The following is a 25,386-nucleotide window of genomic DNA, read 5'->3' as shown; positions in this document are numbered from 1 at the left end:
GCGCTGGCACGAAAGAAATGACAAGTACTCGATACGAGGACCTTGGTCAAAAGTCAGTCGGTCTGTGGCCTATCGGGGTCAGTGCACTGGCCGCTGCCAAGACCTTTGAGCGGTTCGCCGCCATTGCCGCAGAGGGTGCCACCTGTCGGCGCCTCGTCGACCACAGTTGTGGTGATAGCTGTCCACCCAACAATTTCTCCGGCAAACACCGGGACAAGCTTGCTGTCGACTAGCTGGACGGTGCGCTCACCGATGAGGAGCCCAGTATCCGGGTCGATGATGATTTCATGGAGAAATCCATCGCTTTCTTCTCGGCCGAAGGCGACTCCGGTTCGGCCGTTCAAGGTCGCAGCCTCATCGGTAATCTCGACGCCAGGTATTCCGGCTGCAGCCAGGTAGAGCGCCGCACGAAGCTCGGCGGGAACCACACCTGTTCGCAGCGTTGTGGAGATAAAATCGAACGCCTGCCCGTCGGCGCTCACGCCGTGACCTGCAGTCACTCGATAGACATAGTTGAGCAGCCGCTGGGGGTCGCGCGGCAACTCATCCAATCTCCAGTCTCGAGGTTTCGAATTGTCGAATCCGCCGTACGGCGCCCGGCTGATTTCCTCCTTATCGAAGGTTGCCCGAGCGGCCTCCTGCGCTTCCTCTTCGAAGCCTTCGCCAAAGACCTTGATCGCTGCTCGCGGTTCGGTTACGAGAACCCACTCGTCTGAGTGGTCGGCAGGAATATACAGTTGTGAGTTTTGGGTTCCGAGATAGGCAAAGTTCTCCCAATCCGCGGTCTGCCCGCCTCCTTCGAAGACCGCCTCGGTGTCGACTTTCAAATACTGGCCGGGGCCCACAACTGGATCGGAATTCTCAATGGCGGCGGCCGCAGCGTCGCTGAGTGCGGATGCGGCAGCAGCATCCGCCCCACCTTGCCAGCCGGCCAAGCCGAGCACGTCGGTGAATACAAGAGTCGCCACGAGTGCGCCAGCGGCGAGGGCGGTGGTGCCGCCGAAGAACGCAAAGCGCTTCTTCGAGTTGGGCTTAGCGATTGCTGGCTGTAGCCCGATGTGTTCCACGAGACCTCTGCGGCCTCGGCTGAGAGCGTCTGCTGACGGATCGGCAACATTCTTACCGAATGCTCGGAGCTGTTGAAGTTCGTCCACGATCCACCTCCTGTGCTGGCGCGATGCCAGCGGATAGGCGCAGCACTCGCCGCGCGCGATTGAGACGTGACCGAACAGTCCCAACGGGAATGTTCAAGGCGAGTGCAACGCCCTCATAGTCGAGGTCGCCCCACGCATACAGCAGCAGTGCATCCCGGTCGCGAGCAGGCAGCTTGCGAATCGCTCCCGCCAAAGCGCGAACGGAGAGGTCTGCGTCGAGGCGATCATCGTGATTCTCAACGACCGTCGCTGGTGGCCCAGAAGCCACAACCGCCCGCAAGAACCGCGCTTCAGAACCCCGATGTTTGCGGATCAGCACTGTCGCGATTCCGAGCAACCACGGCAGAGCACTCTCGAAGGCGCTATCGAAGCGGTTTCGCCGCTCGAACGCCACCAGAAAAGTTTCGGCCATGATGTCATCCGCTGTGTCAACGCCCGCTCGCCGTGCCGCATACCGATAGACGGATGTCGCATGGCGGTCGTACATCTCCGCAAAGACCGCAGGGTTATCCCACGACCTCCGGATGATCTCGTTATCGCTAGTCACACTAGGTATTGCTCCCTAGCTTGAATTAAGTTCACGATTGGCTCCTCGGGCGAGCGTACCGCAGCCATCTTTCCTGCGGAGCGTGCTCCACTAATGCCAGAGAGGTATCAGTTGTGCGCTCTAACTGATGCTTCTCTGGCATTACTGCGACGTCTCGTGACGCACAGCGTGAGACGAAGTGCGTGATGCGTTGGTAACGCTGACTTGGTGCGCTCAGGCGTTGTCATTCACATGAATGACTATTCTGCCGTCGGCGAGATCGGGCAGTGCGTTGTCGTCGTCGCTGTCAGGGGCGGGAGCAGGGATCGATTGTTCGGCCTCCCACAGGAGATGTGCGGAGTATGCCGTGGGATGAAAAACTTCGTCGAACGGGGCGATGAATCCACCCGACATCCGCTTTCGGGGACTCGTTTCGCGTTCTCGAGATATCTCCCATTTTCGCCACAGCGGCCAGAGAAAGGGCAGGACGACAACTGCTACACCGATGATTGCTAGCGTGATCCCCATGACGTCACGATAGTGCGGTAGTCCGCAGTTTGCGCTGATGGTGAGAAAAAATCTGGGATTGGGTTGAAGCCGTCGGGTGTGGGCGGGTCGAGGTTTCGCAGTCGCCGCTGGCAACCTAAATCCGTCCCCGTCCCCGTCCCCGCCGCCGTGCTGAGCACGGGATACTCGTTTGCGCCGCGACCATAATGGGTCAATGCCGATCCTCAATAAAGACATGACCCTGTGCATCTCGTTGGCCGCACGCCCCTCTAACCTCGGCACGCGATTTCACAACTATCTGTACGACGAACTCGGCCTGAACTTCATCTACAAGGCGTTCACGACCAGCAACATTGAGGATGCCATCGCCGGAGTCCGCGGCTTGGGCATCCGGGGCTGTTCCGTTTCGATGCCGTTCAAAGAGGCAGTGCTTGAGCTTGTGGATGTTGTCGAGCACTCCGCCGCGGCGATCGAGTCGGTGAACACGATCGTAAACAATGACGGCGTGCTCACGGCATCCAACACTGACTATGAGGCTGTCGCGGATCTGATCGCCCGCCACCAGCTCGACCCGAGCTTGTCGGTGCTGGTTCGCGGATCGGGTGGCATGGCCAAAGCGGTTGTCGCCGCCTTCCACGGTGCCGGTTTCGCTGACCTGACGGTGCTCGCGCGCAACGTCGCGGCCGGCGAAGCGCTCGCCACGAAGTATGGCTACCGCGCCGTGAGCGTCGACCCGCAGCCCGGCCACGCGGTGATCGTCAACGTCACCCCGCTCGGGATGGCAGGCGACTCCGCCGATGAATTAGCGTTCACGCCCGACCACATTCGCGCCGCGCAAACGGTGTTCGATGTGGTGGCATTCCCGGCCGAGACACCGCTCATTCGGGCCGCTCGGGATGCCGGAAAGCTCGTCATCACGGGCGCCGAAGTCATCGCACTCCAGGCTGCGGCGCAGTTCGTTCGCTACACCGGGGTCACGCCGACGCCGAAGCAGATTGAGCGCGCATCGGCGTTCTCGCGGGAGTAGTTCTCTCCTTCGATAGCGCCGTGTAGCTTCAAGTAATGCCAAGCTACGAAGGTTCCGACGGGGCGACGCTCCATTACGATGTCGTGGGCGGCGACAGTGACCCGATTATTTTGCTTGCCGGGGGAGCCGCGCGCCATCCCAGTTATCTAGGCGATCTCGCCGGGCTCAGCGAAAGTCACCAACTTATCGTTCCCCACCTCAGAGGTGTGGGTCGCTCGCCGATGCAAGTTGTCGAAGAGCGTGGCTCGTACTGGAGTCAAGCTGACGACATCGAACGCCTACGTATCGACCTAGGTCTTGATCGCGTGGTTGTTGTGGCGCATTCCGCCGGCACCAGGCTGGCCATTGCGTACGCCGCCCAGTTCACGAAATCTCTTGCCCGGATGGTGCTGATCACCCCTCCGGCGATATATCTCGTCGGCGAAGCATCCGATGTCGACGTTCTCAGCCAGAAACGACGGGGAGATCTGGTTTTTGAATCAGCTTTCGCCGCACTAGCTGCAGGTCCGCCAGTAACGGACGATGCCGGTTACGCCGCGTGGCAGCAGCAAACAGCGCCCGCAGGCTACGCACAGTGGGGCGCGAAGGAGCAATCCCACGCCCAGATCGGCAACTGGAGTCTGGCCGCGACGAAGGCATATTTCAGCGTCAGCCCGCCAACTAACCTTGCCGTGCGGTTGGAAGATATCTCAGCGCCCGTGCTTGTACTCGCCGGCGCCGAGGACTGCCTCACTGGCCTCGCCCCAGTGGTCGCGCTCGCAGGCCTTTTTCCGTCTGGGGTCGCCGAAGTGATTGAGCGCAGCGGGCACTATCCGTGGGTCGAGCAACCCCTAGCGTTTAGGCGAGCGATCGATGCTTTTCTGGAAGCTTAGAGGGCCCGGACTGACGGGCCCGCACCATTGTTCCAATCGAAGAGCGTGAGATGCCACAGTCCCGGCCGCTTTCGTGAAGGGTCGATGAGTCCGTGAGCGCCGAGCTCAATGAGCTTGTTCCGGATGCCCAGCGACGCTGGCCCTCGTCCGTTCGCTCTCGACGCTTAGTCGCCTTGAGGTCCGGTTGGTTTCCCTGCCCGATACAGAACGGGCACGAAGACAGCGAATACTCCCGCTCCGACCCAGCCGCTAATCGGCGCGATCGCGGGGATGAAGAACAGGGCGATAGTTCCGACGAGAACGAGCGCGCCCGCAAGTGCCGCGAACGACTTCATCCCGTAAAGCGAGATGAAGGTGAGGTAGTGGGCACCGACGATGATCAGCGAGGCTGGGAAGAACAACTCGGGGGCGTAGGCGCCTAGGGCAATCGCGACAAGAAGCCCCAATGGGATGGTGAAAGCTGACTGCATTGCAAGGCCAATCGAGGGATGCCCTTTAGGAAGCGCGCTCTCGCCTGACATGAGTTTGAGGACTACGGCGGAGAGCGGAAATATCAGCATGCCGCCGAAAAATAGGGTGACCATCGCAGCCCCCGGTGACACAAGGAAGTAGACCGCGTTTGCGACGCCCCAGAGGATCGCGGACACGAGTGGACCGCTATACCCGCCTCGGTAGATTCGGCGAACATCCGCTTGTGCCTGAGTTATCGTCATGCTCTATTGAAGCAGGAAATCTCGTCGCTTCCCCGGCGAATGACCACTATCGAGCCGCAACTCACGAAGGGATGACGCCCGTCAACTGCAAGGCGGGAAAGATGACGGCGGGGGAGCTCGTCATTAGATTCACCACGAAGTGTGAGATCGCGATGGGCATGAGTCGTTTCTGTTTCTGAGCGATCAGCGATGAGCCGACGCCCCAGACCGTGAAGGCCACGACGTAGACGATCATGGCGTCAACGGTGGGTGCGAAGAACGCGTGCTGCAATCCGAACGCAACGGAGCAGGCGGTGATCGCGAGCGCTCTTGGCCAGGCTCCGCTGAGTCGAGAGAGCGCGTAGCCGCGATACACAGCCTCCTCGGCAGGAGCGTTCAGCGGTGCGAAAGTGATGACCGCGACGATCCCCAGCACGAGCGCCCAGCCCGGGGAAACGACGGATGCGGCATCCGGGTTGACGAATACGGTTTCGAAGGCGGTGAACGTGTTCGCCCCGTGCAGAAGCCACATTGTGCCAATGATGGAGGCGACGAAGGGAATGTAGAGCACGGCGATCCAGAGAAAGCCCCACCCGATGTCTGCGACAAGTCCCACTCCGCGTCGTGGAGCGAACAGGTCGCGAAGAGATTGGCCGTCGGCGCGCAGCAGGCGGATCACGAGCCACAACGAGAGCAGGTTGACCGGCAGTAACGAGAGCGAGAGCAGCATCGGTGAAGGCGGGAACTCTGCACCCTGGTCGAAGCCGAAAGCGAAAAGCCACACGAGCACGGTGGCGAGGCCGACGAGGGCCAGTCTCGCGCCGAGGAGCCCGAGGGCGCGTGTGGCGGAAGCTGAGACAGTGTCGGATTTCACGGGTCGAGCCTAGCAATCGCTCCGGTTTCGAGACCGATACGGGTGAGAGTGACGTCAGCGGGATTGTGCTTGTGATAGTTGAGCGGTGTACGGCTTGCCTTTAGTGTTGTATTCAACACCCCGGATCCGTCCCTGTAGTCCTCGTTTGAGGACCGGTCACACGGCCGGGGTTTTGCTTTTAACGATCCTGCCACTCCAGCGCTCTTTGCCTCCGGAGTATCCACATCGCTTCTTCCCGGTAAGGCGACACTGCGATTGAGCAGCTACTCGCGCACCGACACCGTCACCGTGAACTTGCTGTTGCGTCCCGCCTGGCGGGTGGGGCCGACGGTGCGGTTCAGGTAGTCGCGGTATCCGAGGTGGGTGTTGAAAACGACCCACAGTTCTCCGCCGGGTTTCAGCACGCGGCGGGCGTCAGCCAGCATCCGCAAAGCGACGCCGGCATGCACTGTTGCGCCGGTGTGGAAGGGCGGATTGCACACAATCAGATCAGCACTGGCCGTCGGCCGTTCGGTGAGAGCATCTTCGCGCGCGGCCTCAACTCGCGCTCCGACACCGTTTGCGTCGGCCGTTTCTCGGGTCGATGCCACGGCGGCACTGGACTGGTCAACGGCGACCACCTGCAGGTCGGGGCGGGCGAGAGCGAGCGACACGGCGAGCACGCCGGTGCCGCTGCCGAGGTCAACGGCGGTGGTGGCATCCGGTTTCATGTCGGGCAAGAACGTCAACAAGAATCGCGTGCCCATGTCGAGGGCTGCGCCGGCGAAAGCTCCACCGTGGGCGCTGACCGTTAACTCGTCAACAGGAAGTTCTGGTTCGCGCAACACCGACGTGATCGGGTAGCGAGCTTCTACGGCGTCGCGCTTTGCGCCCAACGAGGTAAGCGTGCGCGACTTCTGACGTCCACGGCCCGCATTCACATCATCGAACGAGCGACCGAGCACTTCATTCATCGCCAAGGTCATGTGCTTAATGCGCCCACCCGAAATCACCGTCACGTCAGGCGACGCGTAGCGGGCAATGGCTTGGGCCCATTCATCCAACTCGGCCAGGCTGCGCGGCAACTGCATCAACACCAGCCGTGCGCCCTCGAGCAACTCGGCACCCAAAGCGTGCGAGCTGTAGTGCGGGGCAAGGTCGCCGGCGTTCTCGGCCAGAGCAAGCTCCGACACCAGAGAATCTTGAAACACGCGGATGCCGCGGCAGTCGTGCAAGGTGGCAGCCCCGAGCGTGAGCGCCCCATAGTTGTCGCCCATCACCACCAATTCACCCGGCTGGGTGTCGGCCAACTGCGGAGCAGCCTCATCGAGAATGAGGCGATCGCTGGCATCCACCGCAAAAAGGTTAGGGGCTTCCACGTCGGGCCAACGTCGCAGAGTGGCGAACAGGTGCTCAGACATGGGGACTCTTTCGGTGGCGCGGCACCGCACACAGCGCGTGCGGCGGAGTCTCAAGCGTAACCGAGCGCCCTGAACCAGCCCGGCGTACAGAACTGAGCGACCCCGGCGCACCGCAGGCCGAACGCGTCAACCCAGCCGGTTAACCCAGAAAGCGAGCAGCCCCGGCACTAGTGGGGCCACTCGCTCACGGGAATCTAGTTGTAGCCGCGCGTGATGTGGGGCTCGTCAATGCACAGAGGGCATTCCTCTAGATGCGCCGACGGGATGCAATCGCACATTAGCTACTGGGAACGAGCGTGTACTTAGTAGAGAGGTACTCGTGGATGCCTTCCGAGCCGCCTTCGCGACCGATGCCGGACTGCTTGACTCCGCCGAAGGGGGCGGCCGCGTTGGAGAGTACGCCAACGTTGAGGCCCATCATGCCGGTGTCGAGGGCGTCGATCATCCGGTTTCCGCGCGCCAGGCTTTCGGTGAACACATACGAGACGAGACCGTATTCGGTGTCGTTCGCGAGGCGTACGCCTTCGGCTTCGTCGGTGAACTCAACGATCGAGACGACCGGTCCGAAGATTTCTTCCCGCAGGATGTCGCTGTCGGCGGGAACGCTCGACACGATCGTGGGCTCATAGAAGCTTCCTTCGCCGTCAACGCGCTTGCCGCCGGCGACGAGGGTCGCGCCGCGCTTCACGGCGTCCTGAACCAGTTCGTCGGCCTTGTCGACAGCCTTGTCATTGATGAGCGGGCCGATGTTGACGCCGTCTTCGGTGCCGCGACCGATCTTCATGTCGGCGACGCGAGCAGCGATCTTCTCGGCGAACTCGGCAGCAACTGAGCTGTGCACGATGAAGCGGTTGGCGGCGGTGCAGGCCTGGCCGATGTTGCGGAACTTCGCGGCGATCGCGCCGTCCACGGCCTTGTCGAGGTCAGCGTCGTCGAAGACAACGAACGGGGCGTTGCCGCCGAGTTCCATCGAGGTGCGCAGAACGTTTTCGGAGGCCTGCTTGATGAGCGCCTTGCCGACTGGAGTGGAGCCGGTGAACGAGAGCTTGCGCAGGCGCGAGTCCGCGATGATCGGCTCCGACACTTCGGAGGAGCTCGAGGTCGTGACGATGTTGAGCACGCCAGCGGGCAGGCCGGCCTCTTCGAAGAGCTTCGCCAAGAACAGGGTGCTGAGTGGAGTGAGCGCGGCGGGCTTCACGACGACCGTGCAACCGGCGGCGAGCGCGGGTGCAATCTTGCGGGTCGCCATTGCGAGCGGGAAGTTCCACGGCGTAATAAGGAAGCACGGACCAACTGGCCGCTGCGAGACGATCATGCGACCGGTGCCCTCAGGGGTGTTGCCGAAACGGCCCGAGATGCGCACGGCCTCTTCGCTGAACCAGCGCAAGAACTCGCCACCGTAGGTGACTTCACCGTTGGCCTCGGCGAGTGGCTTGCCCATCTCGAGCGTCATGAGCAGGGCGATCTCGTCGCGGTGCTCCTGCACGAGGTCGAAGGTGCGACGCAGAATTTCGCCACGCTCGCGAGCTGGCGTCGCGGCCCAGGAATCCTGAGCGGCCACTGCTGCGTCGAGTGCGCGCATGCCGTCCTCTGCCGAGGCATCCGAAATGGTGCGGATGACCTTGCCGGTAGCCGGGTCAGTCACGTCGAGTGTCTTGCTGCCTGTTGCGGCAACCCACTCACCGCCGATGAACAACTGGTTCGGCACTGCTTCAAGAAGCTGGGTTTCGGTGGAGTTCGTCATTCGGTGTGCACCTTTCGTGGTGGGGAAATCTGCAAGTCAGTCAAACAGCGCTAGCTGAACTTCGGCTTGGCGCCGCGTGGGCGGGCACTGAGCGCGCGCCCAGTGCCCGCTGGCCGCGAGCTAGGCCTTGGCGAGAGCGTCGCGAACGACGTCGAGGCCGTCAGCGATGAGCTCGTCAGAGATGGAGAGCGGCGGGAGGAAGCGGATGACGTTGCCATAGGTTCCACAGGTCAGCACGACAACACCGGCGGCGTGCGCTGCAGCCGCAACCTTCGACGTGAGGGCCGCGTCGGGCTCTTTCGTGGTGGGGTCAACGAGTTCCATCGCGATCATGGCGCCACGGCCACGAACATCTCCGATGCGGGGGTCGCCGGCGCGGAGTCCGTTGAGGCGGCCACGGAAGGTGGTTCCGATTTCACGAGCACGCTCAATGGCGCCCGATTCTTCGAAGGTGCGGATCGTGGCGAGCGCTGCGGCACAGGCGATGGGGTTTCCACCGTACGTTCCGCCGAGTCCGCCGACGTGGGCGGCATCCATCACATCGGCACGGCCGGTGACAGCCGAAAGCGGGAGGCCGCCGGCGATGCCCTTGGCGGTCACCATGATGTCGGGAACGAGGTTCTCGTGGTTCGAGGCGAACAGGTCACCGGTGCGAGCGAAGCCGGTCTGCACTTCGTCAGCGATGAAGATCACGTTGTTGGCGGTGGCCCACTCGCTGAGGGCTGGCAGGAATCCGGGGGCTGGCTCAATGAAGCCACCCTCGCCCTGGATGGGCTCGATGATGATCGCGGCGAGGTTGCTGGCGCCGATCTGCTTCTCGATCTGCAGGATGGCGCGGGCGGCGGCATCCTCACCACTGATTCCGCCATCGCGGAACGGGTACGACATCGGAGCGCGGTAAATCTCGGGCGCGAAGGGACCGAAGCCGCTCTTGTAGGGCATCGACTTGGCGGTGAGACCCATCGTGAGGTTGGTGCGACCGTGGTACGCGTGGTCGAAGGCCACCACGGCCTGCTTGCCGGTGAAGTAGCGGGCGATCTTGATCGCGTTCTCGACAGCTTCGGAGCCCGAGTTGAAAAGAGCGGTGCGCTTCTCGTGGGTTCCGGGGGTGATTTCGTTGAGCTTCTCGGCGACCTCGACGTAGCTTTCGTAGCCGTTGATCATGAAGCACGTGTGGGTGAACTGGGCGACCTGCGCGGTGACAGCTTCGACAACGGCGGGTGCCGCGTTGCCCACACCGGTCACGGCGATGCCGGAACCAAAGTCGATGAGTGTGTTGCCATCAACGTCGAGAAGCACGCCACCACCGGCAGCTTCCACGAAGACGGGGAGAGTGATGCCGATAGCGGAAGGAACCGCCTGCTTCTTGCGCTCGAGCAGTGCCTGCGAGCGGGGCCCGGGAATCGCGGTGACGAGGTTGCGCTTCTGCGGAAGCGAGGGGCCGCCGACCGGGGCCGGGGCCGCGGGAGCCGTGGAGGTGGAAGAAGAAGTAGACATGGCCACCGGTATCCAATCTGTGTAGACGATGTTCGTTCGTGCAGGCGAGCTGCGGCGTGCAAACGTTTGGTTCAATTTAGTTCGCGGATGCCCGGCACAACAGGCACAGAGTGGCACTCTTTGCGGCAATAACTGACAGAATGGCAGCAGGAGGATTGCCATGCCCACACCCCTCGCCGACGTGATCGCGACTGAGCGCCTCGCGCTGCGTCCGCTCACCGCCGCTGACACCTTCGAGCGCTCCGTCACGTGGGTGCACAACTCCGACCTCGACGATCCAACGCCCTTCGTCACCGAGGGCCAATTGCTGCTCACGACCGGGCGCCAATTCGTCGACAACGCCGCCCCGGATGCCGTGCCCGACTTCGATTCTTACGTCGCCAGGCTCACGAGCGCTGGCGTCGCGGCGATCGGTTTCGGCACCGAAGTGATCACCCACGGAGTGCCAGCCGGCCTCGTCGCCGCGTGCTCTGCCGCCGGGCTCCCGCTCTTCGAAGTGCCGTACCGCATCCCGTTTATCGCCATCAGCCGCCTCGTCGCCGACAACGAAGCCGAGCAAGCGCGCGCCGGCTTCGACCGCGCCCTCGCCGCCCAAAACGACATCGCCAGCGCCGCCGTCGGCAAAGGCCGCCTGCCTGCTGCGGCTGCCCGCGCCGCCGAGCACCTCGACTGTGGCGTCTGGATTTTTGATGCCGACGGCGAGCTCGTCAGCGACAGCTCCGAACCTCAGCGCGGCGGCCCAAGCGGGCGCGGAGTCGCCGGCCGTGCATCCGCCAGCCGTCCCGCGGATGCCGCCCCCGCCATCCGAAGTTCGGTCACGACCTTGCTGGGTCGGGCTCGTCGCGCGCGCGTCGTTGAGCAGTTGCCGGGTGAGCACCGCGTGGTGCAAACGCTGGGCCCGAGCGGACGCTTGTGCGGGGCCATCGCGTGGTCGCGCGACACCGAATTTGGGGCACTCGACAATTCGGTGATGACGGTGTTGGCGGCGCTCGCCGAGGTGTCGCTCGAGCAGACCGAGAATTTGCGGGTGGGCCATCGGGCGATTTTGGAGCAGCTCTTTCAGTTGTTGAAGGATGGCCGGGTCGACAGTGTGCGGCGTGCGGTGCGGGTGGCGGGCATCGAGTTGCCGGCGGAACGTTTTGCGGTCGCGGCGCTGGAGTTGAGCCAGACCACGGCGAGCGTTCGCGATGTGCTCGAGCGTCGGGCCGCTCGTGCCGAGAGCACGTTTTTTGCGGTGGCCGATGGCCGGCACTTGCTGGTGCTAATCGATGACAGCCAGTTGCGTGCCGAGAAACGATTCTTTGCCGCCAACGAACTCACCGTTGGGCTCTCGGCGGTGCTCGGGTGGAGCGAGCTGAACGTCGCGATCACTCAGGCGGTTCGCTCGCTTGAGGCGGCGCCGACCGGAACAATCACTGAATTCGACAGCCTCGTGGGCGAGAGCTTTTTCGGCCTGCTGGCTTCCAGCTCGGTGGCCGATATTGCCCACGCCCGCCTCGCCAGCGTCATCGAATCGGCCGACGGCCTCTCGCTCCTGCGAGCCGCGCAAGTGTGGCTGCGGCACAACGGTCAGTGGGATCCCGCGGCACGCGAGTTGGGCATCCATCGGCACGGGTTGAAGTCGCGGATGCAGCGGCTCGCCGAACTCACCAATTTGAGTCTCGACACCTTCCAGGGCCGTGCCGAGTTGTGGGCGATGTTGGCGGCGATCGACCTCGGCGAAAAACCCTAACTTCCAATTTTCAGGATTTCGCCTGTAGCCTACGAACAAATCTCGGCGGCGTCGCCGGTCATTTTCGAGCAGCGAGGAGCCTCTCATGAAGACCTTTCAAGTGATCAATCCCTACACCGGCGAAGAGGGCACGGCCCACCCCGCTGTCAGCGACGAAGTGATCGAGCAGATCGTCGCCGCAGCCCACTCTGAATACAACGGCGGAATGAACCGTGATCAGGTAAAAGAGCGTGCAGCGATCGTCACGCGTATCGCCGACCTTCTCACCGAACGTTCGGCCGAATTCGGCGAAATTATCGTGCGCGAAATGGGCAAGCCTTTGGCCCAAGCGGTGGGTGAAGTTGAGTTCTCCGCCGACATTTTCCGCTACTTCGCCGACAACGCTGAAGCGTTCCTCGCCGACGAACAAATTCCCGCCGGATCGGGCACTGCGTGGATTCGCAAGAGCCCCATCGGCCCAGTTCTGGGCATCATGCCGTGGAACTTTCCGATCTACCAGATCGCTCGTTTCGCCGGCCCGAGCATCGTTCTCGGCAACCCTGTTTTGGTCAAGCCAGCCCAGCAGTGTCCCGAATCATCGGCGGCGCTTGAAGCCCTCATTCACGAGGCCGGTTTGCCGATCGGCGGCTACCAAAATGTGCTCGCCGACAACGACCAAATCGCCGCGATGATCGACGACCCCCGCATCCAGGGAGTCTCGCTCACGGGCTCCGAGCGTGCCGGTGCGATCGTCGGCGCTGCGGCCGGAACCAACCTCAAGAAGAGCGTGCTCGAACTGGGTGGCTCCGACCCGTTCATTCTCATGTCGACTGACGACATGGATGCCACGGTCGAGGCCGCAGTGGCGGCTCGTGTCGATAACAACGGCCAGGCCTGCAATGGCGCCAAGCGCTTCGTCATCATCGACTCGCTCTACGAAGAGTTCGCCGAGAAGTTCAGCGCGGCGATGGGTGCCATCACGGTCGGTGACCCCATGGATGAGAGCACCGAGCTCGGACCACTGTGTTCTGTAGCGGCCGCCGAAAACCTCGAAGAGCAGGTCGCAGAAGCAGTGGCTGCCGGCGCCACCTTGCGCGTCGGAACCGGCAAGCGCGACGGCACCAAGTTTGCGCCAGCCGTGCTCGAAAACATCAGCCCCGAGAACCCCGCCTACACGGTCGAGTTCTTCGGACCGGTTGCTCAACTGCACCGCGTAGCCAGCGAAGAAGAGGCCATCGTGCTCGCCAACGCGACGCCGTTCGGTCTCGGTTCGTACGTCTTCACAACGGATGCCGAGCAGGCCGACCGCATCGCTGACGGCATCGACGCTGGCATGGTTTACATCAACGAGGTCGGCGCGGATGCTCCCGAGCTGCCTTTCGGTGGAGTCAAGAACTCCGGCACCGGTCGCGAACTTGGTTCGCACGGCATCGACGAGTTCATGAACCGCAAGCTGGTCAAGCGCCCGTAAGTGCCGGGGCGCCTCGGCGCCCTACGCGCCTTCAGCGAGAGCTCGGGCGGCCGCTGCTTCAGCGGTTCGTCCGAGCTTGTCGAGGCTTTCGGCCAGGTCGAATGCGGTGATCTGACGCAGGCGCTCGTGGTCGGCAGCTTGCTCCATCACTGACTGCAGCACCGCCACAGCTTCGTCGTGACGGCCCTCTCCGGCCAAGACGTTGGCAACGAAGCGTTCGCAGTTCGCACCGGCAACGGGATCGCCCGCCGCGCGGTATTCATCCGCTGCCGTGAGTGCGAGTGCCACCGACTCCTTCGGCTTGCCGAGGCTCGCGAGAGAGCGTGCCTTCGAGTCGGTCACGTCGGCGTGCAACCAATCGGCGTTGTGTTCGGCAGCCAACGCCAGCACCTCATCCAGTGCCTCAAGGCCGGCGGCGTTGCCCGCTTCGGCGTGAGCGCGCCCCGACTGGTGCAGCACGCGCACGAGCAGGTTGAGGTCGTCGGGCGTAGCGCGAGCATGCGTCACAGCATTCTCAAGCAACGTTGCGGCCGTCTCGTGGTCGCCGTGTTGCGCGTGCACACTCGCGCTGTCAGCAAGAGTCCGTGCTGCGCTCTGAGTGTCTCCGGACTCAAGGTACAGCTCCGTTGCGGTCTCCCAAGTGCCAACAGCAGAACCCGGTTCGCCAGAGTCAGCGAAACCGTGCCCGAGCCAAAACAGAGTTTCGCCGCGGCTGCCGGGCGCGGCCTGCGCAGCAGTTTCTTCTTCGAACAGCGAGAGCAAAAGCTCGATGGCTTCTGCCGACTCTCCGCCGCGCACGAGCGCTCGGCCGAGGGCGTAGCGCGCCCCTACGGTCTCGATCTCGAGGCGTTCGGCATAGCGGATTCCGAGACGGAAGCGACCAGCGGCATCCGTGAACTGTTCGGCTTCGTCATAGAGGCGTCCGGCCAGAATGGTGGTGTCGTGCAGCGGGCCAGCAGCATCGATTGCATTGGCGCATTCGGCCGCCGCATCCGCGCTAGCGGCACCGGCAGCGAACTGGCCGCCACTGCCCAAAATGCGGGCACGAAGCGCGTGAGCGTGGGCCAAAACACCGCGGTTGGATGTCGCCCCCAGCAGATCATCAAGGTGCGCGAGTGCGCGATCAGTGTCGCCAGCGGTGGCCGCCAGGTCGGAAAGATACCGCAGCGCGTGGGCGCGCAGCAGGGGCATCTCGCCAGCCTCGGCGTGCACGAGCGCACTCGCCGCGAGCTTCGTCACAGCCTCGAGGTCGGGCTCCTCGCCGCGCAGCAGCACGCTCAGCAGTGACAGTTCAATGTCGGCGATTTGGGCGGGAGCCAACTCCTCCGAGACGCCAACAGCGACGCTCAGTTTGTCGAAATCGTCTTGCTCGCCGCGACCAAACAGAGAAAGGCCGAGCAACTCTTCGAGCGACGCTTGCGCCTCGTTGCCGTGCTCACGGAGAGCCGGGATGCGTTCGGCGAGAGCAGCCTCGGCTGCAGCGAGATCGCCGGTAGCCACAAGTCCGGCAACCAACGTGCTGAGGGCAGCCGTGCGCTCCGTGCCCGTTGCCAATTCCGCAGCCTTACGCGCGGCGGGCAATGCGGTGGGAAGCCAACCGATAGCGGTCAGCTCTTCTGCTCGCAGCAGCCAGCCGGCGGCATCCGTTGGTTCGGCGTCGGCGGGAGTGGGGGCGGCAAGAGTTTCACTCGTGAGGCTCAGGGGATAGTTCTCGTTAGCGAGATTCTTGGCCTTCTGGATGCGCGTGGCGCGGTAGTTGTTGCCGGCGCGTTCGTCGAATTGGTCGCCGATCCGGCGCGCGGCGGCCCACGTGGCGGTGGCAAGTTCTTCGGCGGTCCAGGTGCCGTCGTGCTCTCCGAAGAGTGCCGTGAGTTCGTTGCTCTCGGCGCCGCGAACAACTTGCTCGCCGAAGCCCGCGGCGGTCACGGCGTCGAGCAGCACACCAGCGGCGACGAGACCGGAGAACTGGCCGTCGGCGTTGAGCTGGTCGTGCACAAACCACGAGAGGTGGCGTTCGAGCATGGCGAGGCCACGGGCTTCATTGCCGGTGACGGCGCAGAAGATGAAGTGATTCGCGATGATGCTGAGGTTGTCGGCGTTGTCGCGGGCGAGGTTGTAGCTGCGAAAGTGGGCGGCGCGAGCATCATCGAGGCGGCCGGCGCGCAGGTAGGGGAGCAGGGCGCGCGAGAGGGCGGCTTCGGGCTCATCGCCACAGCTGTAGCCACCTTCGATGAGTTCGTCGAAGAGCACGATGGCTTCGGCGTCGCGCCCTGTTTCTGTGAGGAAGCCGCTGGCATCGCTGCGCACGCAGGCGTCACAGTGGCTGTAGTCGTCGCGGGGCGTCACGGCGAGCTGGGCGCGCAATTCTTCGGCGCGGTCGAGCTGGCCAAGACGCCAGGCCGTGGCGAACTGGGAGGTCAGCACGCCGCTCTGGCCGATTCCGGCGTCGCGGTAGTGGCTCTCCATGTCGGCGAGAGCGCCGGAGATGTCGTCGGTGCCGAAGATGGGTGAGCTCGCGAGGGTCGTGGCGATCCACTTGAACTGCCACATGAGCCCGGCACCGCCTTCGACCACGTCGTCGGGAAAGCGCACAGGGTCAGCGTCGTGCTTGGCGAGGCACCACGCGAATGAGGAGAGCAGAGCTTCGGTGTCGCCAAGCTGATTCGCGGATGCCGTCAGCCGAATGCGCGCACGGTACTCCAACTCTTCGTCCCCCAGTTCGACCGCGAGCGCAATCGCCTCATCGACGCGAGCTCGTTCCTCGGGGCCGAAGGCCATCGTGTCGATCTCGCTGAACAGTTCGGTGATGCGGGCGACGCTCATAGGGAAGAACTTTCTGGGAGGGAATCACCGAGTGCGACACTCATGGCGATCAGGTCTGACATGGAGTTGGTCATCATGGCGCGGTCGCGCACGCTGAGGGGGCGTTGGCTGGTGAGCAGGGCTTGAACGTAGAGCAGTTCGATGGTGCGGGAGAAGACGGCGTCATCACTCAGGGTGGAGAGGGTGACGACGACGGGGTTGTTCCAGTTGAGGCACAGGCGGGCGAGGGATTTGCTGGTGCCGTCGCTCGCGAGGCGTTCCTCGGCGAACGCATCCATTTTGCCGAGCACGTCTTTCCACAACCCGGGGCGACTGATTTCGCGGGCCGCCCGACGGTCGATGGAACGCAAGACTTCGGGGTCGGCGAGGTAGAGGCCCGTGACGTCGGTGGCGGGAACGCCGCGCACAATCACAGCGCAGCCGGCATCCGCGAGCACAGCGCTGGCACGGTCTTCGAGCTTTGCGACGACACTGCGCGCGTCAAGCGGTGGCACCTCGAGAAAGTCGAGTTCGTCGAGCACGCTCACGCGGTCGACGGTGAGTCCGTTGACAAGAGTGGGGAGCAGGCGGGCGATCTCGGTGTCGTAAATATAGCCACCGTTGATCACTGGACGGTCGGGGCTCGCGATGCTCGCGATCTGCCGAAATTCGTCCACCGTTTCGGCATAACGCAACTGCGTGTGATCCCGGGTGAGGCTCTCGATCGTCATGCGCCCGAGCGTGGTTTCGACGCTCAGCCACGGAGTGATGAACTTCGCTAGTTCTTCGTCGTGGATCACGAGCGACTTGAGGGCGAGTGAATGAATCTGCACAAAGTCGTTGAGTTGGGCCGGATGCCGGGCCGCCATCTCCAGCACCCACTGCCGCAGCACCGTGCCGATTGCCGCCCGCGTGTGCTCGAGGATGTCGTCGTCCACGAGCGATTCACGGCTTGCCGTCGGGGTGAGCGAGGTGCTGTTCAGCACGACGCGCACGAAGAACGCCCAGTCGGGCAGCAGCGCATCCACGTTCTCGCTCAGCAGCATCCGGCCCAGATAAACGCGGTTCGCTTGACGAGCTCCTGGCGGTGGCGAGTGGGGCAACACATAGGCGACACCCGTGGTGCTGGTGCCGGGCACACTCAACGGAATAGCGGCGAAGGGCTCAACGCCGAGCAACTCGCGACCGTAGATCAGCAGCTCGGATGCCGTAGCCGTGTGCGCATCAAGGAACGGAGCATCGTGCGTGACGGTTTCAACGCCGCCGCCGGGCAGGTCAACGCGAACCCCCACCGGCAAAAACTCGGCGAAGGTCTTAGCCAGGGCGAGCACCGTCGAAGTGCCGAGCAAGTCGTGCTGATCGAAGCGAGGCTTGAGCGAGACGGTGGTGCCGATGGGGAGGTCACCCTCCAACTCGCGCACGCTGAACGTGCCGTCGCTATTGCCAATCCACTCCACTGGGGCTGAGCCGCGAGCGGAGCGTGACTGAATCACAATCTGGTCGGCCACCATGAAGCAGCTCAATAATCCGATGCCGAACTGCCCGAGGTAGTCGCTGCGGGGCAGATCGAAGATGTCGCGTTTCGAGGAGCGCCCGACGGTCGACAGCAGCTCAGTCATTTCGTCGGCGGTGAGCCCGATGCCGTCATCCTGAAATCGGAATGTGTCGTTGTGCTCGCTGAGGGGAGTGATGCGGATGCCGCGGCTCGCGTCAGCGCCGTCGAGCTCAACCCGAGCTGCCAGCGCATCGCGCCCGTTCTGCAGCAGTTCGCGCAAATACACTCGCGGGCTCGAGTAGATGTGCTTGCTCAGGAGGTCAACGACTCCCGTGAGGTTCACTTGAAAGGAGTGGAGATCGTCTCGGGAATCGGCGTTCACCCCAAAAGTCTCTCATCTGTTGACCGATCTCTCGAAGTACACAGCGTTCACCTAGCCACGAGTGACCGCGCGGGTATAAAGTTGAGTCATCTCAACTCAAGTTTGTGGAGGGTTTGTAAATGGCGAACATGCAGGGTGCCCCAAGTACCGATGAAGAGCAAAAAAGTGCTCTCGAAAAGTACGGGGTAAATCTCACCGAGATTGCACGCAGTGGCAAACTCGACCCCGTGATCGGGCGTGACGCCGAAATTCGTCGTGTCAGTCAAGTGTTGACGCGACGCACGAAGAACAACCCTGTACTCATTGGTGAGCCCGGCGTCGGAAAGACGGCTGTTGTTGAAGGCCTCGCTCAGCGCATCATCGCCGGAGACGTTGCCGACTCCCTCAAAGACAAGCAGCTCATCTCCCTCGACCTCGCTGCTCTCGTCGCCGGTGCCAAGTACCGCGGCGAGTTCGAAGAGCGCCTCAAGGCTGTGCTCAAGGAGATCAAAGACTCCGACGGCCAAGTCATCACGTTCATTGACGAACTTCACACCCTGATGGGCGCCGGCGGTGGCGACGGCTCGGTCGCGGCATCCAACATGCTCAAGCCCATGTTGGCCCGTGGTGAACTGCGACTGATCGGTGCCACAACGCTCGACGAGTATCGCCAATACATCGAGAAGGATGCCGCACTTGAGCGCCGCTTCCAGCAAGTATTCGTCGGCGAACCTTCCGTCGAAGACACCGTCGCGATTTTGCGTGGCCTCAAGGAGCGTTACGAAGCTCACCACAAGGTGACCATCGCGGACTCCGCGCTGGTGGCCGCCGCAGCACTCAGCAATCGCTACATCTCGGGCCGCAAACTGCCCGATAAGGCGATCGACCTCATCGACGAGGCTGCAAGCCACCTCAAGATGGAGATCGATTCCTCTCCCGTTGAAATCGACAAGCTCAAGCGTGCTGTTGACCGCCTGCGCATCGAAGAGCACGCTCTCAAGAAGGAAAAAGACGAGGCCTCGAAGGCGCGACTCGCGAAACTCCGCGAAGATCTCGCCAGCCAGAGCAAGTTGCTGAACGAGTTGGAAGGGCGCTGGAAGCTCGAAAAGGCGAGCCTGACCGACGTCGGTGAGCTGAAGACTCGCCTCAACGATGCTCGTATTGCCTCCGAGCGCGCGATGCGTGACGGCGACTACCAAAAGGTGTCGAAGCTCGAGTACGAGACGATTCCATCAATCCAACGCGCCCTCGTCACCGCCGAAAGCAACGAGCCAACCGGCCCCCGCATGGTCAATGACCAGGTGACCGAAGAAGACATTGCTGCCGTTGTGGCCGCGTGGACGGGCATCCCTGTCGATCGCCTCACCGAGGGCGAGACTGAGAAGCTCTTGCACCTCGAAGCGGAACTCGGCAAGCGTCTCATCGGTCAAAAGGAAGCCGTGCAAGCGGTCTCCGAAGCGGTTCGCCGCACGCGGGCCGGAATCTCCGACCCCGACCGCCCCACCGGCTCGTTCCTCTTCCTCGGCCCCACCGGCGTCGGAAAGACCGAACTCGCGAAGGCGCTCGCGCAATACCTCTTCAACGACGAGAAAGCTCTCGTGCGCATCGACATGAGCGAGTACGGAGAGAAGTTCTCTGTCTCGCGCCTCGTCGGTGCCCCTCCCGGTTACATCGGATTCGAACAGGGCGGTCAGCTGACCGAGGCTGTGCGCCGTCGCCCGTACTCGGTGATCCTGCTCGACGAGGTCGAAAAGGCGCACCCTGAGGTCTTCGACATTCTCCTGCAGGTGCTCGATGATGGCCGTCTCACCGATGGTCAGGGCCGCACTGTCGACTTCCGCAACGTCATCCTGATTCTCACCAGCAACTTGGGCAGCCAGTTCATCACTGACCAAGAGCTGCCGTGGGATGCCCGCAAGGCCGCCGTTGACGACCTTGTGCGCAAGTCGTTCAAGCCGGAGTTCATCAACCGTCTCGACGACATCGTGGTGTTCCAGCCGCTCTCGACCGATGACCTCAGCCAGATCGTTGAGCTCGACATCGACCGTTTGGGCAAGCGCCTCACCGATCGTCGCCTGCAGCTTGCTGTGACCCCGGATGCTCGCACCTGGCTTTCGGAGCGTGGCTACGACCCCATCTACGGCGCACGACCGCTCCGCCGACTCATGCAGCGCGAGATCGACGACAAGCTCGCCAAGGCGTTGCTCGCTGGCGAGATTCGCGATGGTGACACCGTGCTCGTGGGGCTCGCCGAGAACGGCGAAGGCCTCGAGGTGTCTCGGTCGGAGCCTGACGCCGGCTAACCCGCGCGCTTAGGCAACCGCTAAGGCGACCGCTAAGGCGACCGCTGAGACGAACTGCTTAGAGGAACATGGGCCGATCGTCGTCGTTCTCGGTGTCGATCGCGAGTTCGACGACGACGGGAACGTGGTCGCTTGGGCCATCACCCTTGCGCTCTTCGCGGTCAATCGATGCGCCCGTCACGAGTTCGTCGAATGCGGGCGAACCGAGCACGAAGTCGATGCGCATTCCCTCATTGCGAGGGAACCGCAGGCGCTGGTAGTCCCAGTAGGTATAGCCCTCGATGTTGCGGCTGCGGAGAGTATCGATCATCCCGGCCTCTTCAAAGGCCCGGAAGGCTGCGCGTTCGGCGTCGCTCACGTGAGTCTTGCCCTCGAAGGCTGCGATGTCCCAGACGTCGTGATCGAAGGGGGCAATGTTGAAATCACCCATCAGGGCGAGGGGCTGTTCCGGATTGTCGCGCATCCATTGAGCAGCTTGCGTCTTGAGGTTCGCGAGCCACTCGAGCTTGTACGGGTAGTGCGGGTTGTCGAGCTCGCGACCATTGGGCACGTAGAGGCTCCACAGCCGGGCGCCCTCAACGGTGACACCAAGAGCGCGCGCTTCGATCGGCACTGTGCCGTCATCGAGCGCTTTGCCGAACCCTGGCTGGGTCTCGAAGCCGACCGAGACATCCTCCATGGGGAGGCGGCTCGCGAAGGCCACGCCATTCCACTGGTTGAGGCCGTGGAGTTCGACCTCGTAGCCCGCTTCGGTGAACGCTTCGAGAGGAAATTGCTCGGGCTTGCACTTGATTTCTTGCATCGCCAGTACGTCAATATCTTCGCGGAGCAGCCAGTCAACGACGCGGCTGACTCGGGTTCTGATGGAGTTCACGTTCCAGGTGGCAATGAGCATGCTTCAACGGTAATAGGTCTACCCCCGCATTGGGCGACGACAGGTGCGGCCTCGCCCCGTAAAGTCATCGTATGCAGCAAGATATCCTTCTCGACGAAGCTGCGGCAAAGGCTGACCGTCTCGACCGCCGCAACGCGACAATCCTCGCCATCTTGGGCTTCGTGGGCGTCACCATCTCGGGTGCTTTGCTGGTTTTCGGCGAGACCATCCTCTAGGAGGTCCGCGACAATGGGTATTCTGTACTCGTGACCGACGCCAAGCAACAGCTCATTGAGCACATTTCCGCCGATGCCGTGTTCCACGGTGATTTCACTCTGACGAGCGGAAAGAAGGCCACTTACTACGTCGACATGCGTCGCGTAAGCCTCGACCACCGCGTCGCTCCGCTCATCGGTCAGGTCATGATTGACCTCATCGCCGATGTGCCAGACATCGTTGCTGTCGGAGGGATGACGATGGGGGCCGACCCGATCGCCGCCGCGATTCTTCACCAGGGTGCGGCCCGCGGCCTCACCTACGACGCTTTCGTCGTGCGCAAGGAGCCCAAGGATCACGGCCGTGGTCGTCAGGTCGAAGGGCCTGAGCTCGAGGGCAAGCGCGTCATTGTTCTCGAAGACACCTCAACGACCGGCGGTTCACCGCTTGCCGCTATCGAGGCGCTCGAGAAGGTCGGCGCGATCATTGCCGGTGTTGCCGTTGTCGTTGATCGTGACACTGGCGCCAAGGAGCGCATCGAGGCCGCCGGCTACCCCTACTTTTCAGCGATCGGGCTTGGTGATTTGGGGCTTACTCCGTGACCTCTGGCGACAACGGCTCGGGCGCTGGTGACAACCAGGAACCTCGCGAGTCCTCCTTCAACTGGGGACTCACTCCGACCGAGCCCGAATCGCCACCCAAGCCCACACGGGCAACTCCTGTAGACCCGGAACAACCCGACGATTCTGACGTTCCGGCGAGCTCACCGGCACCCGAACACCCCCAGGCTCCTGCGGCTCCCCAGGCGCCCACACCTCCGCAGGTTCCCGAGCATCCCGAAACATTCGTTGCCCCCGCTGTTCCGCAGCCAACCGCGCTTGAAGTTCCTTTGCCGCCCATGACGCCATCGCCAGGCACGCCGCCGCCGGCAACGCCCGAGGTTCCTGGGCTTCTCAAGCTCCCGCCGATGCCGGGCGAACAGCCTCCCGTGCAGCCGCCAGCATCCCCTGCCGCGTCACCAGCGGCCGCCCACTCTGCCGATCCTGCGCAGCCCGCCGATCCCGTTGTTCCTCCGCGCGAGCCTCTCATCGAGCCGCCGCCGACCGAAGCAATCAACGTCGCTGACCTGCCAACCGGCGCCATGGATATCTCTGATCTCCCCACTGGGGCGATGGACATTTCCGATCTCCCGACCGGCGCGATGGATATCGCCGACCTGCCGACCGCCGCGATCAGTTCGGCTGATCTGCCGACAGCTGCAATGGATGCCGCCACTCGGCGACAGGCTCAGCTGCCGGCTTCGGTTGACCAATCGCTGGAAGGCGCGACCGAAGTCATGGGAGCGCAGTCGCTCGAAGGCATCTCGGCAGAGTCGGAATCCGTCGAGCACGACGCCGTGAGCGACCTCTTCGGCGAAGACAAATTCGTGGAGTACGAAGATCAGGCGCTCGTCGCGCAGGTGCCAGCGGTCATTTCACGACCGCGGGTTCCCCAGCCTCCTCGGCCGCCGATTCCGCGCGGTCAATTGATCGGGCTGGCTATCGCCGGAGGTCTGGTCGCGGCGCTCGCCTTGGTCGCACTGTTCTTGGCGGGTACTCGCCTCGGCCCCTCCGTAATGCCTGCTGCGGTTGCCTCGCCGACCCCGTCGGCGACAGCTACTGCCGTTGTTCCCGTTGTGGGCCCTCTAGCGCCGGGAACCTATCAGTGGAATGAACTCGCCGGCGGCGAGTGCCTTGACCCCTTCGCTTCTGCCTGGGAGCAGGAGTACACCGTGATCGATTGCACGCAGCCTCACGCCGCGCAGCTGCTCACGGTCGGCCTGTTCGAGGATGCAGCGTCGGATCCTTATCCAGAAGCAGAAGAGCTCGCATCACGCACAGCAACAGCCTGCTCTACGGACGCTGTGATCGACTTCGCGGCGGCGCAATCATTCTCTAACCTCGAAATCGTGGCGAGCTTCGCTGCAAACGCGAGCGACTGGGATGCCGGAAACCGCGACTACTACTGCTTCGCGACGCGCTCCGGTGATGCCGCTCTCACGACATCCGTCGCTCAACCGCAAACGCCCTCCGAATAGCGGGCTGGCCGGGACTGGCCGGGGCTGCCGGTTCAGAGTGATCGGTGCGTGGCCAACTAGTTCAGCAGGTCCGCGACGCTGTCGAGAACTTCGTTGGGGCGGAACGGGTAGCGGTCGATTTCTTTCTGATCGCTGATTCCGGTGAGCACGAGAACAGTGTGGAGACCTGCCTCGATGCCGGCGACGATGTCGGTGTCCATGCGGTCACCAATCATGCCGGTGGTTTCGCTGTGGGCGCCGATCTTGTTGAGCGCCGAGCGGAACATCATCGGGTTCGGCTTGCCGACGATGTAGGGCTCCCGACCAGTGGCCTTGGTGATGAGAGCGGCGACCGCGCCCGTTGCGGGCAGGGGGCCGTCAGCACTCGGGCCGGTGGCATCCGGGTTGGTCACAATAAAGCGGCTGCCGTTGCCGATGAGGCGGATGGCCTTGGTGATGGCTTCGAACGAGTAGTTGCGGGTTTCGCCAATCACGACATAGTCGGGGTTGGTTTCCGTCATGATGAAACCGGCTTCGTGAAGGGCGGTCGTGATGCCAGACTCGCCGATGACGAACGCGCTGCCGCCCGGAATCTGCTCTTTCAGGAAGTCAGCCGTCGCGAGCGCAGAAGTCCAAATTGCCGACTCGGGAACATCGAGACCCGATGCCTTGAGCCGGGCGCTCAGATCGCGCGGGGTGAAGATCGAGTTGTTGGTGAGCACCAAGTAGGGCTTCTTCTCATCGCGCCACTGCTTCAGCAGTTCTGAGGCGCCGGGAACGGGATGGTTCTCATGAACGAGAACACCATCCATGTCGGTGAGCCAGCATTCGATTTCGTCACGATTCCTCATGCGCTCATGTTAGCGAACACCGTCTCCTCTGACAGCCGTTTGGTGATGATGGCGATCGCGTCGGGATTCTGTTCGACGAGCACCACGCGACGCTTGAGGGCTTGGGCGACGGCACCGGTTGTGCCGCTTCCAGCGAAGAAATCGAGCACCCAATCGCCGGGCTGGCTGGATGCCTGAACGATGCGTCGCAGAATGCCTTCCGGCTTCTGCGTGGCGTAGCCCGTTTTCTCTTTACCGGTCGGGGACACGATGGTGTGCCACCAGACATCCGTCGGCAGTTTGCCGCGGGCTGCCTTTTCTGGCGTCACAAGACCGGGCGCCATGTAGGGCTCGCGGTCGACTTCTTCGTTATTGAAGTAGTAGTTCTTCGGGTTCTTTACATAGACAAGGATCGTGTCGTGCTTCGAGGGCCACTTCTTGGTGGCACGGGCGCCATAGTCGTAGGCCCAGATGATCTCGTTGAGGAAGCTCTCGCGCCCAAAGAGAGCGTCGAGAGCGACTTTGGCGTAGTGCACTTCGCGGTAGTCGAGGTGGAGGTAAAGGGTGCCGCGGTCGTCGAGCAGGCGCCAGGCCTCCTGCAAGCGTGGCTCTAAGAATTCCCAATAATCGGCGAACGTGTCGTCGTAGGAATACAACACTCCCTTAATCGTGTCGTAACTGTTGCCTCCGAAGCCCACGCGCGTACCTTCGGTCGAACGTTGCGTGGTTAAGGCTTGACGGCGCTGCGTCCGCCCAGTGTTGAACGGGGGATCGATGTAGATCAGCCGGAAGCTTTCGTCAGGCAAAGTGCTGATCACGGGCAGGTTATCGCCGTGCACAACAAGGTCGGGTCCATCGGAGGTCCAAGGCGGCTGCATCCCTTGAGATTAACAGCCGGTGGCGCGCTCGGGTCACACCGGCACGAAGCACCCTATGAGGTCGCTAAGAATCAGAGTTCTAGCCCCAGTGCGGGG

The 25,386-nt window shown here is 62.8% G+C and carries 21 protein-coding genes; 8 read left to right on the top strand and 13 right to left on the bottom strand.

The genetic code is table 11. The annotated features are described in order from the left end of the window. Nucleotides 1-53: 53 nt before the first annotated feature. From ACWFSR_RS13580 to ACWFSR_RS13570, 3 genes are all read right to left on the bottom strand, one after another. Complete coding sequence (locus ACWFSR_RS13580) at nucleotides 54-1,154, bottom strand: CU044_5270 family protein (protein ID WP_447522646.1); 1,101 nt, start codon at nucleotides 1,152-1,154, stop codon at nucleotides 54-56. Beyond that, nucleotides 1,120-1,701 (bottom strand): RNA polymerase sigma factor, encoded by a 582-nt coding sequence (locus ACWFSR_RS13575; RefSeq protein WP_447522645.1) that lies wholly within the window; start codon nucleotides 1,699-1,701, stop codon nucleotides 1,120-1,122. Before ACWFSR_RS13575 ends, ACWFSR_RS13580 begins: the two co-directional genes overlap by 35 nt. A 213-nt stretch (nucleotides 1,702-1,914) precedes the next feature. Continuing rightward, complete coding sequence (locus ACWFSR_RS13570; RefSeq protein WP_197106724.1) at nucleotides 1,915-2,208, bottom strand: hypothetical protein; 294 nt, start codon at nucleotides 2,206-2,208, stop codon at nucleotides 1,915-1,917. A 193-nt stretch (nucleotides 2,209-2,401) separates the two neighbouring features. On the opposite strand from ACWFSR_RS13570, the gene ACWFSR_RS13565 reads away from it, so the two are divergent. Both ACWFSR_RS13565 and ACWFSR_RS13560 read left to right on the top strand, forming a co-directional pair. Next, nucleotides 2,402-3,214 (top strand): shikimate 5-dehydrogenase, encoded by an 813-nt coding sequence (locus tag ACWFSR_RS13565; RefSeq protein WP_447522644.1) that lies wholly within the window; start codon nucleotides 2,402-2,404, stop codon nucleotides 3,212-3,214. A gap of 35 nt (nucleotides 3,215-3,249) precedes the next feature. Next, entirely contained in the window at nucleotides 3,250-4,086 is an 837-nt protein-coding gene (locus tag ACWFSR_RS13560; RefSeq protein ID WP_447522643.1) for an alpha/beta fold hydrolase, read from the top strand. A 164-nt stretch (nucleotides 4,087-4,250) separates the two neighbouring features. Here the strand turns inward: ACWFSR_RS13560 and ACWFSR_RS13555 are convergent, their stop codons facing one another. The 5 genes from ACWFSR_RS13555 to gabT form a co-directional block, all read right to left on the bottom strand. Continuing rightward, a complete protein-coding gene (locus tag ACWFSR_RS13555) occupies nucleotides 4,251-4,799 on the bottom strand; it encodes a DUF7010 family protein (protein ID WP_447522642.1) in 549 nt (182 codons plus the stop codon). A gap of 61 nt (nucleotides 4,800-4,860) precedes the next feature. Further along, the gene (locus tag ACWFSR_RS13550) at nucleotides 4,861-5,652 is read right to left on the bottom strand and encodes a CPBP family intramembrane glutamic endopeptidase (protein WP_447522641.1); all 792 of its coding nucleotides are present in this window, start codon (nucleotides 5,650-5,652) and stop codon (nucleotides 4,861-4,863) included. Between the two features lie 263 nt (nucleotides 5,653-5,915). Beyond that, nucleotides 5,916-7,052 (bottom strand): class I SAM-dependent methyltransferase, encoded by a 1,137-nt coding sequence (locus ACWFSR_RS13545; RefSeq protein ID WP_447522640.1) that lies wholly within the window; start codon nucleotides 7,050-7,052, stop codon nucleotides 5,916-5,918. 277 nt (nucleotides 7,053-7,329) lie between these two features. Then, nucleotides 7,330-8,796, bottom strand: coding sequence for an NAD-dependent succinate-semialdehyde dehydrogenase (locus ACWFSR_RS13540; RefSeq protein WP_447522639.1), 1,467 nt, complete (start codon nucleotides 8,794-8,796; stop codon nucleotides 7,330-7,332). Between the two features lie 120 nt (nucleotides 8,797-8,916). Continuing rightward, on the bottom strand, nucleotides 8,917-10,293 hold the full coding sequence (gene gabT, locus ACWFSR_RS13535) for a 4-aminobutyrate--2-oxoglutarate transaminase (protein ID WP_197137190.1): 1,377 nt from the start codon (nucleotides 10,291-10,293) through the stop codon (nucleotides 8,917-8,919). Between the two features lie 160 nt (nucleotides 10,294-10,453). Here gabT and ACWFSR_RS13530 point away from each other — a divergent pair, with 160 nt between their 5' ends. Both ACWFSR_RS13530 and ACWFSR_RS13525 read left to right on the top strand, forming a co-directional pair. Further along, entirely contained in the window at nucleotides 10,454-12,025 is a 1,572-nt protein-coding gene (locus ACWFSR_RS13530) for a PucR family transcriptional regulator (RefSeq protein ID WP_447522638.1), read from the top strand. Nucleotides 12,026-12,110: 85 nt separating this feature from the next. Then, nucleotides 12,111-13,475: an NAD-dependent succinate-semialdehyde dehydrogenase gene (locus ACWFSR_RS13525; protein WP_197106714.1), complete on the top strand. Its 1,365-nt coding sequence runs from the start codon at nucleotides 12,111-12,113 to the stop codon at nucleotides 13,473-13,475. Nucleotides 13,476-13,496: 21 nt separating this feature from the next. On the opposite strand, the gene ACWFSR_RS13520 is transcribed toward ACWFSR_RS13525, so the two are convergent. Both ACWFSR_RS13520 and ACWFSR_RS13515 read right to left on the bottom strand, forming a co-directional pair. After that, nucleotides 13,497-16,298 (bottom strand): hypothetical protein, encoded by a 2,802-nt coding sequence (locus ACWFSR_RS13520; protein ID WP_447522637.1) that lies wholly within the window; start codon nucleotides 16,296-16,298, stop codon nucleotides 13,497-13,499. Beyond that, a complete protein-coding gene (locus ACWFSR_RS13515) occupies nucleotides 16,295-18,154 on the bottom strand; it encodes an HSP90 family protein (protein WP_447522636.1) in 1,860 nt (619 codons plus the stop codon). The genes ACWFSR_RS13520 and ACWFSR_RS13515 overlap by 4 nt, the downstream gene beginning before the upstream one ends. Nucleotides 18,155-18,273: 119 nt before the next feature. On the opposite strand from ACWFSR_RS13515, the gene ACWFSR_RS13510 reads away from it, so the two are divergent. Further along, nucleotides 18,274-20,436 carry an ATP-dependent Clp protease ATP-binding subunit gene (locus ACWFSR_RS13510; protein ID WP_197106711.1) on the top strand — a complete coding sequence of 721 codons (2,163 nt, stop codon included), beginning with the start codon at nucleotides 18,274-18,276 and terminating at the stop codon, nucleotides 20,434-20,436. A gap of 58 nt (nucleotides 20,437-20,494) precedes the next feature. Here the strand turns inward: ACWFSR_RS13510 and ACWFSR_RS13505 are convergent, their stop codons facing one another. Then, a complete protein-coding gene (locus ACWFSR_RS13505) occupies nucleotides 20,495-21,331 on the bottom strand; it encodes an exodeoxyribonuclease III (protein WP_447522635.1) in 837 nt (278 codons plus the stop codon). A 71-nt stretch (nucleotides 21,332-21,402) separates the two neighbouring features. Here ACWFSR_RS13505 and ACWFSR_RS13500 point away from each other — a divergent pair, with 71 nt between their 5' ends. Genes ACWFSR_RS13500 through ACWFSR_RS13490 form a run of 3 tightly spaced genes read left to right on the top strand, consistent with a single transcriptional unit; the run spans nucleotide 21,403 to nucleotide 23,603 of the window. Next, nucleotides 21,403-21,546: a hypothetical protein gene (locus tag ACWFSR_RS13500; protein ID WP_197109292.1), complete on the top strand. Its 144-nt coding sequence runs from the start codon at nucleotides 21,403-21,405 to the stop codon at nucleotides 21,544-21,546. Between the two features lie 30 nt (nucleotides 21,547-21,576). After that, a complete protein-coding gene (gene pyrE, locus ACWFSR_RS13495) occupies nucleotides 21,577-22,128 on the top strand; it encodes an orotate phosphoribosyltransferase (protein WP_197106708.1) in 552 nt (183 codons plus the stop codon). Beyond that, the gene (locus tag ACWFSR_RS13490) at nucleotides 22,125-23,603 is read left to right on the top strand and encodes a septum formation family protein (RefSeq protein WP_447522634.1); all 1,479 of its coding nucleotides are present in this window, start codon (nucleotides 22,125-22,127) and stop codon (nucleotides 23,601-23,603) included. Before pyrE ends, ACWFSR_RS13490 begins: the two co-directional genes overlap by 4 nt. A gap of 56 nt (nucleotides 23,604-23,659) precedes the next feature. On the opposite strand, the gene ACWFSR_RS13485 is transcribed toward ACWFSR_RS13490, so the two are convergent. Together ACWFSR_RS13485 and ACWFSR_RS13480 are read right to left on the bottom strand one after the other, a co-directional pair. Then, nucleotides 23,660-24,433: an HAD-IIA family hydrolase gene (locus ACWFSR_RS13485; protein WP_197106707.1), complete on the bottom strand. Its 774-nt coding sequence runs from the start codon at nucleotides 24,431-24,433 to the stop codon at nucleotides 23,660-23,662. Continuing rightward, complete coding sequence (locus ACWFSR_RS13480) at nucleotides 24,430-25,290, bottom strand: DNA-methyltransferase (RefSeq protein WP_197109293.1); 861 nt, start codon at nucleotides 25,288-25,290, stop codon at nucleotides 24,430-24,432. Before ACWFSR_RS13480 ends, ACWFSR_RS13485 begins: the two co-directional genes overlap by 4 nt. Between the last annotated feature and the right edge of the window lie 96 nt (nucleotides 25,291-25,386).

It is taken from the genome of Salinibacterium sp. NYA9b (assembly GCF_976973725.1).
Note: the sequence above shows the minus strand (reverse complement) of the source record. Positions and strands in the feature narration are given on the sequence as shown.

Coding starts and splice junctions, on each gene's coding strand:
- gabT (WP_197137190.1), bottom strand. CDS start 10,293: ATGTCTACTTCTTCTTCCACCTCCACGGCTCCCGCGGCCCCGGCCCCG.
- ACWFSR_RS13570 (WP_197106724.1), bottom strand. CDS start 2,208: ATGGGGATCACGCTAGCAATCATCGGTGTAGCAGTTGTCGTCCTGCCC.
- ACWFSR_RS13525 (WP_197106714.1), top strand. CDS start 12,111: ATGAAGACCTTTCAAGTGATCAATCCCTACACCGGCGAAGAGGGCACG.
- ACWFSR_RS13555 (WP_447522642.1), bottom strand. CDS start 4,799: ATGACGATAACTCAGGCACAAGCGGATGTTCGCCGAATCTACCGAGGC.
- ACWFSR_RS13565 (WP_447522644.1), top strand. CDS start 2,402: ATGCCGATCCTCAATAAAGACATGACCCTGTGCATCTCGTTGGCCGCA.
- ACWFSR_RS13510 (WP_197106711.1), top strand. CDS start 18,274: ATGGCGAACATGCAGGGTGCCCCAAGTACCGATGAAGAGCAAAAAAGT.
- ACWFSR_RS13485 (WP_197106707.1), bottom strand. CDS start 24,433: ATGAGGAATCGTGACGAAATCGAATGCTGGCTCACCGACATGGATGGT.
- ACWFSR_RS13545 (WP_447522640.1), bottom strand. CDS start 7,052: ATGTCTGAGCACCTGTTCGCCACTCTGCGACGTTGGCCCGACGTGGAA.
- ACWFSR_RS13500 (WP_197109292.1), top strand. CDS start 21,403: ATGCAGCAAGATATCCTTCTCGACGAAGCTGCGGCAAAGGCTGACCGT.
- ACWFSR_RS13505 (WP_447522635.1), bottom strand. CDS start 21,331: ATGCTCATTGCCACCTGGAACGTGAACTCCATCAGAACCCGAGTCAGC.
- ACWFSR_RS13530 (WP_447522638.1), top strand. CDS start 10,454: ATGCCCACACCCCTCGCCGACGTGATCGCGACTGAGCGCCTCGCGCTG.
- ACWFSR_RS13560 (WP_447522643.1), top strand. CDS start 3,250: ATGCCAAGCTACGAAGGTTCCGACGGGGCGACGCTCCATTACGATGTC.
- ACWFSR_RS13520 (WP_447522637.1), bottom strand. CDS start 16,298: ATGAGCGTCGCCCGCATCACCGAACTGTTCAGCGAGATCGACACGATG.
- ACWFSR_RS13540 (WP_447522639.1), bottom strand. CDS start 8,796: ATGACGAACTCCACCGAAACCCAGCTTCTTGAAGCAGTGCCGAACCAG.
- ACWFSR_RS13480 (WP_197109293.1), bottom strand. CDS start 25,290: ATGCAGCCGCCTTGGACCTCCGATGGACCCGACCTTGTTGTGCACGGC.